Genomic DNA, 14,593 nt, shown 5'->3' on the forward strand with positions numbered 1-14,593 from the left:
TGACCTGCCCACACGAAGGTAGGCAGTCACTCGGGGTGCGTCAACGATCGCCACACTCGGCACGCCGAGTGATAATCACCCGAAGAGTGGTTTCCCGTGCCCCTCTTTCGGGAAAGGCTACTCGAATGCTCCGGGGGCTCTCCGTCCCGGCGGCCCGTCGAGGTGTCGCCCGAACGGACGACCTCCCGGCCACCTCCCGGTCTGCCTCCCGGCCCGCCGGCTACTGGTTGCCGGTCCCGAAGTCCTCCGGGGAGATCTGGTCGAGGAACTCGCGGAACTTCTCCACCTCGTCCTCCTGCTCGTCCGGAATCGCGATCCCCGCGTCGTCGAGCACCCCGTCGCTGCCGTAGATCGGCGTCCCGGTGCGCAGGGCGAGGGCTATCGCGTCGGACGGGCGGGCGCTCACCTCGACACCGCTGGCGAAGACCAGCTCGGCGTAGAACACGCCGTCGCGCAGGTCCGTGATGCGGACCTCGGTGAGCTCCTGGCCCACGGCCTCCAGGACGTCCTTGAACAGGTCGTGCGTCAGCGGCCTGGCCGGAGCCATGCCCTGCTGGGCGAAGGCGATCGCGGTCGCCTCGCCCGGACCGATCCAGATCGGGAGGTACCGGTCGCCCCCCACTTCGCGCAGGAGAACGATCGGCTGGTTGGAGGGCATTTCCACCCGGACACCCACAACGTCGAGCTCGTTCACACAGCAACCCTAGGACGTGCCCGACCGGTTTGGGTAGTCGGGCCGTCCGAAGGCCGTCCGCAGGCCGGCGGAAGATCACCGGCAGATCCCTCTCGGATCACTGCAGACGCACCCCGAGCGCGGTCTGGACCAGTGCCGCGTGGAGGCGTACGGCGAGTCCCGCGAGCTCCTTCGCGGTGGCCTCGGCATGGGCCCTGGTCTGCGGATTGCGGTGCCGGCGCAGCGGCGCCACCACCTGCTCGACCAGACCGGCCTCCCGGTCAGCAGCGGCCTTCACGGCCCGCAGATGGCGCGGTTCGAGACCGAATCTCCCCAGGTCCGCCACGAGCTTGGCGACCGTGACGGTCTCGGCCTCGTAGCCGCCGCCCGCCACCTGGACGATCAGCCCGTACGACTCCCACTCGGCCAGCTCGGCCTCGGTCACCTCGGCGGCGGCCAGCAGCTCGGCCCGGCCGACCCGGGCGGCGGTGGGCCGGTCGCCCTCGCCGTCCAAGGTCCCGTCGAGCAGGTCACGCCGACCGCCGGCCGGGGCCGGCAGCCGCACCTCCTCGCCCCGGGCGAGGGCGTCCAGGTGCTCGCGGATGACCTTGAGCGGGAGGTAGTGGTCCCGCTGCATGCGCAGGATCTGGGCGAGCCGCTCCACGTCCTCGGCACTGAACTTCCGGTAGCCGGAGGCCGTGCGGCGGGGCTCGACGAGCCCCTCGGCCTCCAGGAACCGGATCTTGGAGATGGTCACTTCGGGAAACTCGTCGCGCAGCTGGCTCAGCACCGTGCCGATGCTGACCAGCCGCTCCCCCGCGGAGGCGGTGCCGAGCCCGGCACCGCCCGTCGGTGTACGCAGCATGGACCTTCCCTGAAGGTGCTCCGGAGCGTCACACGCCCCGCTGGCTCGCGAAGAACACGAGCCGGTACTTGCCGATCTGCACCTCGTCACCGTTGGAGAGCACGACCGAGTCGATCGGCTCGCGGTTGACGTAGGTGCCGTTGAGGCTGCCGACGTCCGACACCGTGAAGGTGCCGTCGGGCTGGCGCCGGAACTCCACGTGACGGCGCGACACGGTCACGTCGTCCAGGAAGATGTCGCTCTGCGGGTGACGGCCGGCCGTGGTCAGCTCGCCGTCCAGCAGGAAGCGGCTGCCCGAGTTGGGTCCGCGGCGCACGATCAGCAGCGCCGAACCCGACGGCAGTGCCTCGACCGCCGCCAGGGCCTCCTGAGAGAGCGCCGGAATCTGGCCGGTGACCTCCGCGTCGTAGGCCTCGAGCCCCGAGATGGAGATCGTCGAGGTCGTCTCGGAAGCGCGCTCCGGCACCACCCCGCCGCGCAGCGGCGCGCCGCAGTGGGAGCAGAAACGGCTGTCCGCAGTGTTGCGGTGACCGCACCTCGTACACACCGGCATGGACGCGTCCTCCTGCCGCGGCTGCCCCGCGGAGGTCTGGGTCGCGTACGGGTCGGGGACAAACCCTCCACCCGTACTTGAGGTTGATGGTTCTCCGAAACCTATGCGCGCGGCACCCGCAGGGTCAACAGAAGACGCGCCCTGTGTGCCCGGAATGTCGCCACCCTGGCCACCGACCTCGTCACGGAAGAGCGGGCGCTCGGCGCCCTGTTCCTCATCCTGGGCGTGACGCGGCGCGCGATGCCTGGCGTTGCCGCCGTCCTCGCGTCCGCTCTTGCCGAACAACTTCGCAAACAACTTCACGGGCGATTCCCCTTGACCGAAACAGACCCGCCCGTGGGGCAGGACGAACCCTGACTGAACACACCTGCCGACCCGGACACCTTCACAACGTCCGTGGCCACTCGACAGTTTCCACCACGCACCACCCATGTGGTGCGGCGACCCCCCGCAAGGTCATGCCCTTGCCGCGCGACCGTCATCGAGCCCCGCCTCACTGCGAGGACGACTGAGCGTAGTCAGGCCGCTTCGCAGGTCGCAAGGCGTCGACGACGATCTTCCCGGAACGCTCCACCGTGGCCGTGGCCTGCTCCTTCTCCAGTGTCTGAACGATTCCGCCGGGGATGTTGAGCGCGGGCTCCAGATCCTCCGGCTTGCCGATGACCTTGAAGACGTACGGAGCGGTCACCTGCGTTCCATCGATCTTCATGTCGCGTCCGCCACCCGAGAAATAGCTGTCCGCCACCACCCGCACGTCGTTGACCTGGATCGCCTCCGCGCCCGCGGCCCGCAGCTCCTGGATCGCGTCGAGCAGCATGTCCGACTCGACGGCGCCGGTGGGGTCCGTGATGGTCAGCGTGATCCCGGGGCCCTCGGCGGCCACCGTGCCGGCCAGGATGCCGAGCTGCCGCTCCTTCTCCTGGGTCTGCTTGCGGGCCTCCTCGGCCTGGTCCGAGCTGGACTCCAGCTCCGACTGCTGCTTCTCCAGCCGGGTCTTCTCGTCCTCCAGGCGCTGGGTGCGGTCGTCGAGCTCGTCGAGGATCCGCACCAGGTCCTCCTGGCGGGCGCCGCGCAGCGCGCTGTTGTCACTGGTCGACCGGACCTGGATGGCGAGGCCGAGACCGAGCACGAACAGCAGCAGGGCGACGACGAGTTGGGCCCGCGAGACCCGCGGCGGCCACAGGCTCGCCGCCAGCCGCTGCCGCCCGGTCTCCGACGGCTCGTCCTTCGGCTCGGGAGCGGGCGCGGGCGCGGGAGGCACCGGCGCGGCGGCCGGCGGCTGGGGCCCGGCCTGCGGCCGGTACACGGGCCGCGGCTGAGGCTGCGGTTGCGGCTGCGGTGCCGGGGGCTGCTGAGGCTGGGGCTGTCCGGGCTGCTGCGCCTCCGGTACGGGCTTGGGTGCCCCCTCCGGACCAGGCTTCGGCTCGCGGGCGGCCGCGCCCTCGCCCTGCTCCCGGCCCTCGGACGGCGTGTTCTCGTTCTCGCTCATCGGCCTCACGCCCGGAACACATGCCGCCGGATGGCAGCGGCGTTGGAGAAGATCCGGATGCCGAGCACGACGACCACACCGGTCGACAACTGCGCACCCACGCCCAGCTTGTCGCCGAGGAAGACGATCAGCGCGGCCACGACCACGTTCGACAGGAACGACACCACGAAGACCTTGTCGACGAAGATCCCGTCGAGCATGGCCCGCAGGCCGCCGAAGACCGCGTCCAGGGCGGCGACCACGGCGATCGGAAGATAGGGCTCGACCACCGCCGGAACCTCGGGCCGGACCAACAGTCCGACCACGACTCCCACGATCAGGCCCAGTACGGCGATCAAGATGTGCCCTTCCCTGTGTCGGCCGTGGCCCGCCCGGTCGCCTTCGCGGCCCCGGCTCCCCTCGGCTCTGCTGTACGTACGATCAGGCTCGGCGCGGCCGGCAGACGTACGTCGCCCTCGGCCGAGATGCTCGTACGGATCCCGAAGTTCTCCTGCAGCGCATGCAGGTACTGGCCGTCGGCGCTGTCCTGGAACGCGGTGCTCAGCCGCTTCCCGTCACCGATCGCGAGGACGGTGTACGGCGGCACCAGCGGCTTGTTGTCGACCAGTATGGCGTCGCCCGCCGCCCGGATCGCCGACAGCGCCGTCAGACGCTGCCCGTTGATCGCGACCGCCTCGGCGCCCGACTCCCACAGCCCGTTCACGATCCGCTGCATGTCGCGGTCGCGCACCCGCCCGGTGTCCGAGAACCCACTGCTCTCGCGCGGACCGCCGCCACCGGTGTCGGTGCCCTTGGCGTCGTCCACGACCAGCTTCACACCCGGCCCGTGCACCGGGGTCGCCCCGGAAAGCAGCGCCACCAGTTCCGCCTGGTCACCGCCGTGCTGCTGCAGCGCCTTGCGCTGCCGCTCCCCGACCGCGGCCCGGATGCGCTCGACGTCCTGCTCAAGATCGTCCGCCGTCGACGTCTCCGCCTCGATCCGGTCGATCAGGTCCTGCCGCTCCTTGGCGACCACCGGCGCGGAGACCCGCGCCTCCGCCGCCCCGAGCGTCACCACGGCAGCCGCGAGCACCAGACCGAACGCGAGCCCGAGCTTCGCCCGTACCGTACGGGGCAGGGCACCGCCCGCCGCGGCCCGCCGGGCCGTCGCCTCCGCGTATCCGTCGTCCAGCGCGTGGTCGATCACGTTGTTCAGCAGCGACATGGACGCGTCCGGGCGCGGAGGGGGCGATCCTGTGCTCCGAACGGGGGGCTGCTGCGGCATGCCGCACATCGTCGCACGTCGCACGCCGTACCGCCGAATGGCCCCACCGGAGAACCGGGAGGTACCGACAGGTACCTCCCGGCCCACAGGCCTCACCGGCCCGGCGTTCCCCTAGTGACCTGCGCTGTCGACGACGGCCGCCCACTCGTCGAGCAGCGCCTGCGCGGAGGTGTCGTCGGGACCCTCCGCCCACAGATGGGTGACGGCCTCCGCCGGGTCCGGCAGCACCATCACCCAGCGTCCGTCGGCCTCCACCACCCGCACGCCGTCCGTGGTGTCCACCGACCGGTCACCGGCCGCCTCCACCACCCGGCGCATCACCAGACCCTTGACCGCCCACGGCGTGGCGATGTCCCGGCGGAGCACATGCGCCCGCGGGATCCGCGCGTCGATCTGGCTCAGCGTGAGCTGTGTCCGCGCCACCAGACCGATCAGCCGCACGAACGCCGCCGCCCCGTCGAAGACGGAACTGAACTCCGGCACGATGAAGCCGCCGCGCCCGTCACCACCGAAGATCGTCGACTCCTCCCGGCCGACCCGGGTCAGATCGTCCGGCGAGGTCGTCGTCCACTCCACCTGCGTGCCGTGGTACGCGGCGACCTGCTCGGCGATCCGCGTGGTCGTCACCGGCAGCGCCACCCGGCCCGACCTGCGCTCGGCGGCCACCAGATCGAGCATCACAAGCAGCGCCCGGTCGTCCTCGATGATCCGGCCCCGCTCGTCCACCAGCGAAAGACGCTCGCCGACCGGGTCGAAGCGGACCCCGAACGCGGCCCGCGCCGACGCCACGATCTCCCCGAGCCGTACGAGCCCGGCCCGCCGGCTCTCCACCGACTCCGTCGGCCGCGACTCGTCGAGACCCGGATTGATCGTCAGCGAATCCACCTGGAGCCGCCCGAGCAGACTGGGCAGAACAAGCCCGGCACTGCCGTTGGACGCGTCCACGACCACCTTCAGACCCGCCTCGGCGATGCCCGAGGTGTCCACGTTCCGCAGCAGCGAGCCCGTGTACGAGTCGAAGACGCTGGCCGGGAAGGACAGGTCACCGATCTCTCCCGGGAACGCCCGCCGGTACTCCTGACGTGCGAAGACCCGGTCCAGCTTGCGCTGCCGCGCCTGCGAGAGATCGGCGCCCCGCTCGTCGAAGAACATGATGTCGACCGAGTCCGGCACCCCGGGCGAGGTCCGCACCATGATCCCGCCGGCCGACCCCCGCGCCGTCTGCTGCCGAGCCACCGGCAGCGGTACGTTCTCCAGGTCCCGTACGTCGATGGCGGCGGCCTGCAGCGCCGAGATCACCGCCCGCTTCAGCGCCCGCGCACCCCGGGAGTGGTCGCGTGCCGTGGTCACGGTCGCGCCCTTCTTCAGGGTGGTGGCGTACGCACCGGCCAGCCGCACGGCCAGCTCCGGCGTGATCTCCACGTTGATGATGCCGGAGACACCACGGGCGCCGAAGAGATGCGCCTGGCCGCGGGACTCCCAGATCACGGAGGTGTTGACGAAGGCGCCGGCCTCGATCGTCTTGAAGGGGTAGACCCGCACATTCCCCTGGACGATCGATTCCTCACCGATCAGGCACTCGTCGCCGATGACGGCGCCGTCCTCGATCCGGGCGGCCCGCATCACATCGGTGTTCTTGCCGACGACGCAGCCGCGCAGATTGCTCTGCTGCCCGATGTAGACGTTGTCGTGGATGACGGCCTTGTGAAGAAAGGCTCCGGTCTTCACGACGACGTTGGAGCCGATGACGGTGTGCTCGCGGACCTCGGCGTCGGCCTCCACCTTGGCGTAGTCGCCGATGTAGAGCGGCCCGCGCAGCACGGCGTCGGGATGGACCTCCGCGCCCTCGGCGACCCAGACGCCCGGCGAGATCTCGAAGCCGTCGATGTCGACCTGGACCTTGCCCTCCAGGACGTCCGCCTGGGCCTTCACATAGCTCTCGTGGGTGCCCACGTCCTCCCAGTAGCCCTCGGCGACATAGCCGTAGATCGGCTTGCCCTCCTTCATGAGCTGCGGGAAGACATCACCCGACCAGTCGACCGGAACATCCGCCTCGACGTAGTCGAAGACCTCGGGCTCCATGACGTAGATGCCCGTGTTCACCGTGTCCGAGAAGACCTGGCCCCAGGTCGGCTTCTCCAGGAATCGTTCGACCTGTCCTTCCTCGTCGACGATCGTGATGCCGAATTCCAGCGGATTGGGCACCCGGGTCAGACAGACCGTGACGAGAGCGCCCTTCTCCTTGTGGAAGCGGATCAGATCGGTGAGGTCGAAGTCGGTGAGCGCGTCCCCCGAGATGACGAGAAAGGCGTCGTCCTTCAGCGCCTCCTCGGCGTTCTTCACACTCCCCGCGGTGCCGAGCGGCTTCTCCTCGTTCGCGTACGTGAGCTCCATTCCGAGCTCTTCGCCGTCCCCGAAGTAATTGCGGACGAGAGAGGCGAGAAACTGCACGGTGACGACGGTCTCGTTGAGACCGTGCCTCTTGAGCAGTCGCAGGACATGCTCCATGATCGGCCGGTTCACGACCGGCAGAAGAGGCTTGGGCATGCTCGAGGTCATGGGGCGAAGGCGTGTGCCTTCGCCACCGGCCATCACGACGGCCTTCATGTCGGAAGCGTCCTCCTTGAAGAGACGACGGTCCTGCCGACTTCACCTGTCCACTCGATGGCCCTTCGGCGTCCTCGTTCCGGCCGGCGTCGTTGCTCGGCACAGGACGGACGGGCTCAATCGGCCGCGGTATCCGCCTTCACGAGTCGACGGACCTGGACCACGTAGAGGATCCCTGCCCACCAATACAGAGTTGTACCCCATCCGGCGAAGGCCCACCCGAAAACTTCAGCGAGTGACGCCACCCAGGTGTCTCCGTCACTGAGGAGCAGCAACGGGAACGCGTACATCAAGTTGAAAGTGGCAGCTTTCCCGAGGAAGTTCACCTGCGGCGGCGGATAGCCGTGCCGGCGGAGGATGCCCACCATGACCAGCAGCATCGCCTCACGGGCCAAAAGCGCGATCGTGAGCCAGAGCGGCAGGATCTCCCGCCAGGTGAGACCCACCAGCGTGGAAAGGATGTACAGCCGGTCGGCGGCCGGATCGAGCAGCCGGCCGAGGCTGCTGATCTGATTCCAGCGCCGGGCCAGCTTCCCGTCGAGATAGTCACTGACACCGCTGAGCGCCAGGACGAGCAACGCCCAGCCGTCACTGTTGGGCCCACCGAACTCGGGCCGGAGGATCAACCACAGGAACAGGGGTACGCCGGCGAGGCGAGCCATGCTCAGGATGTTGGGGATGGTGAGTACCCGGTCCGTCTGAACGCGGGTCTCCTGGACCTCCACCCGGGGGCCTCCTGTGGGAACGAGCTGACGATAGCCCCCTGACCTTACCCTCAGCCCCGCGGGCCGGCGGCACAGGGGTGCGCACAACGCAAAAATGCCTCAACCCCCGGACGCGGTCCGGGGGTTGAGGCTAAAAATTGTTCGGCGGCGTCCTACTCTCCCACAGGGTCCCCCCTGCAGTACCATCGGCGCTGAAAGGCTTAGCTTCCGGGTTCGGAATGTAACCGGGCGTTTCCCTAACGCTATGACCACCGAAACACTATGAAGTTGAACCGCCGCACCTCCCGTAGGGGGGCGTGTTCGTTACTTCAGAACTAACACAGTGGACGCGAGCAACTGAGGACAAGCCCTCGGCCTATTAGTACCGGTCAGCTCCACCCATTACTGGGCTTCCACATCCGGCCTATCAACCCAGTCGTCTACTGGGAGCCTTACCCTCTCAAGGAGGTGGGAATACTCATCTCGAAGCAGGCTTCCCGCTTAGATGCTTTCAGCGGTTATCCCTCCCGAACGTAGCCAACCAGCCATGCCCTTGGCAGAACAACTGGCACACCAGAGGTTCGTCCGTCCCGGTCCTCTCGTACTAGGGACAGCCCTTCTCAATATTCCTGCGCGCACAGAGGATAGGGACCGAACTGTCTCACGACGTTCTAAACCCAGCTCGCGTACCGCTTTAATGGGCGAACAGCCCAACCCTTGGGACCGACTCCAGCCCCAGGATGCGACGAGCCGACATCGAGGTGCCAAACCATCCCGTCGATATGGACTCTTGGGGAAGATCAGCCTGTTATCCCCGGGGTACCTTTTATCCGTTGAGCGACGGCGCTTCCACAAGCCACCGCCGGATCACTAGTCCCGACTTTCGTCCCTGCTCGACCCGTCGGTCTCACAGTCAAGCTCCCTTGTGCACTTACACTCAACACCTGATTGCCAACCAGGCTGAGGGAACCTTTGGGCGCCTCCGTTACCCTTTGGGAGGCAACCGCCCCAGTTAAACTACCCATCAGACACTGTCCCTGATCCGGATCACGGACCGAGGTTAGACATCCAGCACGACCAGAGTGGTATTTCAACGACGACTCCACAACCACTGGCGTGGCCGCTTCACAGTCTCCCACCTATCCTACACAAGCCGAACCGAACACCAATATCAAACTGTAGTAAAGGTCCCGGGGTCTTTCCGTCCTTCTGCGCGAAACGAGCATCTTTACTCGTAGTGCAATTTCACCGGGCCTATGGTTGAGACAGTCGAGAAGTCGTTACGCCATTCGTGCAGGTCGGAACTTACCCGACAAGGAATTTCGCTACCTTAGGATGGTTATAGTTACCACCGCCGTTTACTGGCGCTTAAGTTCTCAGCTTCGCAACCCCGAAAGGTCACTAACCGGTCCCCTTAACGTTCCAGCACCGGGCAGGCGTCAGTCCGTATACATCGCCTTACGGCTTCGCACGGACCTGTGTTTTTAGTAAACAGTCGCTTCTCGCTGGTCTCTGCGGCCACCCCCAGCTCACGGAGTAAATCCGATCACCAGGTGTGGCCCCCCTTCTCCCGAAGTTACGGGGGCATTTTGCCGAGTTCCTTAACCATAGTTCACCCGAACGCCTCGGTATTCTCTACCTGACCACCTGAGTCGGTTTAGGGTACGGGCCGCCATGAAACTCGCTAGAGGCTTTTCTCGACAGCATAGGATCATCCACTTCACCACAATCGGCTCGGCATCAGGTCTCAGCCTTAACGTGTGACGGATTTGCCTACCACACGGCCTACACCCTTACCCCGGGACAACCACCGCCCGGGCTGGACTACCTTCCTGCGTCACCCCATCGCTTACCTACTACCACCTTGGTTCGCCGGCTCCACCACTTTCCATTCCCCGAAGGGTCCGGAACGGCTTCACGGGCTTAGCATTAATGGGCTCGATATTGGGCGTTTCAAAGCGGGTACCGGAATATCAACCGGTTGTCCATCGACTACGCCTGTCGGCCTCGCCTTAGGTCCCGACTTACCCTGGGCAGATCAGCTTGACCCAGGAACCCTTAGTCAATCGGCGCACACGTTTCTCACGTGTGTATCGCTACTCATGCCTGCATTCTCACTCGTGAACCGTCCACAACTCGCTTCCGCGGCTGCTTCACCCGGCACACGACGCTCCCCTACCCATCACAGCGGGCGTTGGCCCTCATGCTGCAATGACACGACTTCGGCGGTACGCTTGAGCCCCGCTACATTGTCGGCGCGGAATCACTTGACCAGTGAGCTATTACGCACTCTTTCAAGGGTGGCTGCTTCTAAGCCAACCTCCTGGTTGTCTCTGCGACTCCACATCCTTTCCCACTTAGCGTACGCTTAGGGGCCTTAGTCGATGCTCTGGGCTGTTTCCCTCTCGACCATGGAGCTTATCCCCCACAGTCTCACTGCCGTGCTCTCACTTACCGGCATTCGGAGTTTGGCTAAGGTCAGTAACCCGGTAGGGCCCATCGCCTATCCAGTGCTCTACCTCCGGCAAGAAACACACGACGCTGCACCTAAATGCATTTCGGGGAGAACCAGCTATCACGGAGTTTGATTGGCCTTTCACCCCTAACCACAGGTCATCCCCCAGGTTTTCAACCCTGGTGGGTTCGGTCCTCCACGAAGTCTTACCTCCGCTTCAACCTGCCCATGGCTAGATCACTCCGCTTCGGGTCTTGAGCGTGCTACTGAATCGCCCTGTTCGGACTCGCTTTCGCTACGGCTTCCCCACACGGGTTAACCTCGCAACACACCGCAAACTCGCAGGCTCATTCTTCAAAAGGCACGCAGTCACGAGATACAAGCAAGCTTGTATCCGACGCTCCCACGGCTTGTAGGCACACGGTTTCAGGTACTATTTCACTCCGCTCCCGCGGTACTTTTCACCATTCCCTCACGGTACTATCCGCTATCGGTCACCAGGGAATATTTAGGCTTAGCGGGTGGTCCCGCCAGATTCACACGGGATTTCTCGGGCCCCGTGCTACTTGGGTGTCTCTCAAACGAGCCGCTAATGTTTCGTCTACGGGGGTCTTACCCTCTACGCCGGACCTTTCGCATGTCCTTCGACTACATCAACGGTTTCTGACTCGTCCTGTCGCCGGCAGACGACAGAAGAGAGATCCCACAACCCCGCATGCGCAACCCCTGCCGGGTCTCACACGCATACGGTTTGGCCTCATCCGGTTTCGCTCGCCACTACTCCCGGAATCACGGTTGTTTTCTCTTCCTGAGGGTACTGAGATGTTTCACTTCCCCTCGTTCCCTCCACATGCCCTATGTGTTCAGGCATGGGTGACAGCCCATGACGACTGCCGGGTTTCCCCATTCGGAAACCCCCGGATCAAAGCCTGGTTGACGGCTCCCCGGGGACTATCGTGGCCTCCCACGTCCTTCATCGGTTCCTGGTGCCAAGGCATCCACCGTGCGCCCTTAAAAACTTGGCCACAGATGCTCGCGTCCACTGTGTAGTTCTCAAGCAACGACCAGCCACCCATCACCCCACCACTACGTGGCGAGTTCACTGGGGCCGGCATCGCGAAGGCAAGACCTTTCGGCCGTACCCTCAGATACCCAACAACGTGCCAAGCGTGAGCACCGTCCGTGCCGTTCCGTTCCACGCCGAAGCAGTACTAGGAAGACCATCAGGCCACTCACGCCAACTAATCAACGTTCCACCCATGAGCTGACCGTGCGAGACGTTTGCTCGCAATCGGTACTGTGCTCCTTAGAAAGGAGGTGATCCAGCCGCACCTTCCGGTACGGCTACCTTGTTACGACTTCGTCCCAATCGCCAGTCCCACCTTCGACAGCTCCCTCCCACAAGGGGTTGGGCCACCGGCTTCGGGTGTTACCGACTTTCGTGACGTGACGGGCGGTGTGTACAAGGCCCGGGAACGTATTCACCGCAGCAATGCTGATCTGCGATTACTAGCAACTCCGACTTCATGGGGTCGAGTTGCAGACCCCAATCCGAACTGAGACCGGCTTTTTGAGATTCGCTCCGCCTCACGGCATCGCAGCTCTTTGTACCGGCCATTGTAGCACGTGTGCAGCCCAAGACATAAGGGGCATGATGACTTGACGTCGTCCCCACCTTCCTCCGAGTTGACCCCGGCGGTCTCCTGTGAGTCCCCATCACCCCGAAGGGCATGCTGGCAACACAGGACAAGGGTTGCGCTCGTTGCGGGACTTAACCCAACATCTCACGACACGAGCTGACGACAGCCATGCACCACCTGTATACCGACCACAAGGGGGCACCCATCTCTGGATGTTTCCGGTATATGTCAAGCCTTGGTAAGGTTCTTCGCGTTGCGTCGAATTAAGCCACATGCTCCGCTGCTTGTGCGGGCCCCCGTCAATTCCTTTGAGTTTTAGCCTTGCGGCCGTACTCCCCAGGCGGGGAACTTAATGCGTTAGCTGCGGCACCGACGACGTGGAATGTCGCCAACACCTAGTTCCCAACGTTTACGGCGTGGACTACCAGGGTATCTAATCCTGTTCGCTCCCCACGCTTTCGCTCCTCAGCGTCAGTAATGGCCCAGAGATCCGCCTTCGCCACCGGTGTTCCTCCTGATATCTGCGCATTTCACCGCTACACCAGGAATTCCGATCTCCCCTACCACACTCTAGCCTGCCCGTATCGGATGCAGACCCGGGGTTAAGCCCCGGGCTTTCACACCCGACGTGACAAGCCGCCTACGAGCTCTTTACGCCCAATAATTCCGGACAACGCTTGCGCCCTACGTATTACCGCGGCTGCTGGCACGTAGTTAGCCGGCGCTTCTTCTGCAGGTACCGTCACTTTCGCTTCTTCCCTGCTGAAAGAGGTTTACAACCCGAAGGCCGTCATCCCTCACGCGGCGTCGCTGCATCAGGCTTTCGCCCATTGTGCAATATTCCCCACTGCTGCCTCCCGTAGGAGTCTGGGCCGTGTCTCAGTCCCAGTGTGGCCGGTCGCCCTCTCAGGCCGGCTACCCGTCGTCGCCTTGGTGAGCCGTTACCTCACCAACAAGCTGATAGGCCGCGGGCTCATCCTTCACCGCCGGAGCTTTCCAGTCTCGAAGATGCCCTCGAGACTCGTATCCGGTATTAGACCCCGTTTCCAGGGCTTGTCCCAGAGTGAAGGGCAGATTGCCCACGTGTTACTCACCCGTTCGCCACTAATCCACCCCGAAGGGCTTCATCGTTCGACTTGCATGTGTTAAGCACGCCGCCAGCGTTCGTCCTGAGCCAGGATCAAACTCTCCGTGAATGTTTACCGGTAATCCGGTGCAACACACACGAGAGCGGAACAGTCATGCCGGAATGTGGCCGACTGTTCACAGCGTCCTCGCTGTGCGCCTTCCTCGCGGAAGGACTTTTTCAAAGGAACCTCGACCATCCGAAGATGGACGGGGTATCAACTAATCTGGCGTTGATTTTTGGCACGCTGTTGAGTTCTCAAGGTGCGGACGCTTCCTTTGTACTCACCCTCGCGGGCTTTCCTCCGGGCGCTTCCTTCGTTTCCGACTCTATCAGATCTTTCCGATCCGATTTCCTCGGTGCTTTCCGGTCCCTTTTCCAGGAATTCACCTGGGGTTCCTTCGGCGGGGTCAAACACTACCAGGCTTTTTCGCTCCCCCTGACCACCCCTCCACGAGCAGAGCACGCAGAGGTGTAGACCACTGGGGTTAGGATCTGGCTTGATAGGTGCTGCCGACCCACGACTCAAAGCCGCGTTGGGGTCAGGCAGGAGTACGACAGTACATCCCACCACCACTGGAAGCAAATCGTTTCGGGGTAGTCCCTAGGTCCGCCAACCGGTACGTCCCGGGCGGAACCCGGACTTCCCATGACATACGCTTCTGAACAGTCCGCCGTCCAGGACAGGTAGTGACGGCGCCGAATATCTCCGCCCCTGGGAGGCTTCCCATGACAACCGTGACGTCGCCACTCGCTGGACGCGCCATCGGTCTCGCCGCTGTTCCCGACCCGGTCTTCTCCGGCGCGATGGTCGGTCCCGGTACCGCCATCGACCCCGTCCGCGAGCCCGGCGAGGCCGTCTCGCCCGTCGACGGGGTCGTCGTCTCTCTGCACCCGCACGCGTTCGTCGTCGTGGACGGCGAGGGTCACGGGGTGCTGACGCATCTCGGCATCGACACCGTTCAGCTCAACGGCGAGGGCTTCGAACTCCTCGTGAACAAGGGCGACACCGTGACCCGCGGACAGGCGGTCGTGCGGTGGAACCCGGCCGCGGTCGAAGAGGCCGGCAAGTCCCCCATCTGTCCCATCGTGGCGCTCGAGGCCACGGCCGACTCCCTCGGCGACGTCCGTGAGGACGGCGACGTGAAGGCCGGCGACGAGCTCTTCGGCTGGCAGTGAGCGCCGGCTCGTCTTCATGGCGAGCCCGCACGGGACAT

At 64.8% G+C, this 14,593-nt stretch carries 9 protein-coding genes and 3 rRNA genes; 1 reads left to right on the top strand and 11 read right to left on the bottom strand.

Annotated elements, in window-relative coordinates:
* Nucleotides 1-220: 220 nt before the first annotated feature.
* The 11 genes from JAO84_RS04750 to JAO84_RS04800 all read right to left on the bottom strand — a co-directional run bounded on the left by JAO84_RS04750 (nucleotide 221) and on the right by JAO84_RS04800 (nucleotide 13,446).
* Nucleotides 221-694: a bifunctional nuclease family protein gene (locus JAO84_RS04750; protein WP_265866874.1), complete on the bottom strand. Its 474-nt coding sequence runs from the start codon at nucleotides 692-694 to the stop codon at nucleotides 221-223.
* Between the two features lie 97 nt (nucleotides 695-791).
* Nucleotides 792-1,538: a MerR family transcriptional regulator gene (locus JAO84_RS04755; protein WP_370410689.1), complete on the bottom strand. Its 747-nt coding sequence runs from the start codon at nucleotides 1,536-1,538 to the stop codon at nucleotides 792-794.
* A gap of 28 nt (nucleotides 1,539-1,566) precedes the next feature.
* Nucleotides 1,567-2,523 (bottom strand): FHA domain-containing protein, encoded by a 957-nt coding sequence (locus JAO84_RS04760; protein WP_370410691.1) that lies wholly within the window; start codon nucleotides 2,521-2,523, stop codon nucleotides 1,567-1,569.
* Between the two features lie 61 nt (nucleotides 2,524-2,584).
* The gene (locus JAO84_RS04765) at nucleotides 2,585-3,580 is read right to left on the bottom strand and encodes a DUF881 domain-containing protein (protein WP_265866877.1); all 996 of its coding nucleotides are present in this window, start codon (nucleotides 3,578-3,580) and stop codon (nucleotides 2,585-2,587) included.
* Nucleotides 3,581-3,585: 5 nt separating this feature from the next.
* Nucleotides 3,586-3,918: a small basic family protein gene (locus JAO84_RS04770; RefSeq protein ID WP_015032176.1), complete on the bottom strand. Its 333-nt coding sequence runs from the start codon at nucleotides 3,916-3,918 to the stop codon at nucleotides 3,586-3,588.
* Complete coding sequence (locus JAO84_RS04775; protein ID WP_265866881.1) at nucleotides 3,915-4,844, bottom strand: DUF881 domain-containing protein; 930 nt, start codon at nucleotides 4,842-4,844, stop codon at nucleotides 3,915-3,917. Before JAO84_RS04775 ends, JAO84_RS04770 begins: the two co-directional genes overlap by 4 nt.
* A gap of 111 nt (nucleotides 4,845-4,955) precedes the next feature.
* Nucleotides 4,956-7,451 carry a mannose-1-phosphate guanyltransferase gene (locus tag JAO84_RS04780; protein ID WP_265866882.1) on the bottom strand — a complete coding sequence of 832 codons (2,496 nt, stop codon included), beginning with the start codon at nucleotides 7,449-7,451 and terminating at the stop codon, nucleotides 4,956-4,958.
* Between the two features lie 116 nt (nucleotides 7,452-7,567).
* Nucleotides 7,568-8,176 carry a CDP-alcohol phosphatidyltransferase family protein gene (locus JAO84_RS04785; RefSeq protein WP_265866883.1) on the bottom strand — a complete coding sequence of 203 codons (609 nt, stop codon included), beginning with the start codon at nucleotides 8,174-8,176 and terminating at the stop codon, nucleotides 7,568-7,570.
* 139 nt (nucleotides 8,177-8,315) lie between these two features.
* Nucleotides 8,316-8,432, bottom strand: a 5S ribosomal RNA gene (gene rrf, locus JAO84_RS04790).
* Nucleotides 8,433-8,514: 82 nt separating this feature from the next.
* A 23S ribosomal RNA gene (locus JAO84_RS04795) occupies nucleotides 8,515-11,635 on the bottom strand.
* A gap of 285 nt (nucleotides 11,636-11,920) precedes the next feature.
* Nucleotides 11,921-13,446: ribosomal RNA gene (locus JAO84_RS04800) — 16S ribosomal RNA — on the bottom strand.
* Together the 16S, 23S and 5S rRNA genes form the textbook arrangement of a ribosomal RNA operon.
* Nucleotides 13,447-14,105: 659 nt before the next feature.
* Here JAO84_RS04800 and JAO84_RS04805 point away from each other — a divergent pair.
* Nucleotides 14,106-14,555: a PTS glucose transporter subunit IIA gene (locus JAO84_RS04805; RefSeq protein ID WP_370410696.1), complete on the top strand. Its 450-nt coding sequence runs from the start codon at nucleotides 14,106-14,108 to the stop codon at nucleotides 14,553-14,555.
* Nucleotides 14,556-14,593: the final 38 nt, after the last annotated feature.

Source organism: Streptomyces fradiae, assembly GCF_041270065.1.
Classification (GTDB): Bacteria; Actinomycetota; Actinomycetes; order Streptomycetales; family Streptomycetaceae; genus Streptomyces.

Coding starts and splice junctions, on each gene's coding strand:
- JAO84_RS04805 (WP_370410696.1), top strand. CDS start 14,106: ATGACAACCGTGACGTCGCCACTCGCTGGACGCGCCATCGGTCTCGCC.
- JAO84_RS04755 (WP_370410689.1), bottom strand. CDS start 1,538: ATGCTGCGTACACCGACGGGCGGTGCCGGGCTCGGCACCGCCTCCGCG.
- JAO84_RS04760 (WP_370410691.1), bottom strand. CDS start 2,523: ATGGGTGGTGCGTGGTGGAAACTGTCGAGTGGCCACGGACGTTGTGAA.
- JAO84_RS04775 (WP_265866881.1), bottom strand. CDS start 4,844: ATGCCGCAGCAGCCCCCCGTTCGGAGCACAGGATCGCCCCCTCCGCGC.
- JAO84_RS04765 (WP_265866877.1), bottom strand. CDS start 3,580: ATGAGCGAGAACGAGAACACGCCGTCCGAGGGCCGGGAGCAGGGCGAG.
- JAO84_RS04780 (WP_265866882.1), bottom strand. CDS start 7,451: ATGAAGGCCGTCGTGATGGCCGGTGGCGAAGGCACACGCCTTCGCCCC.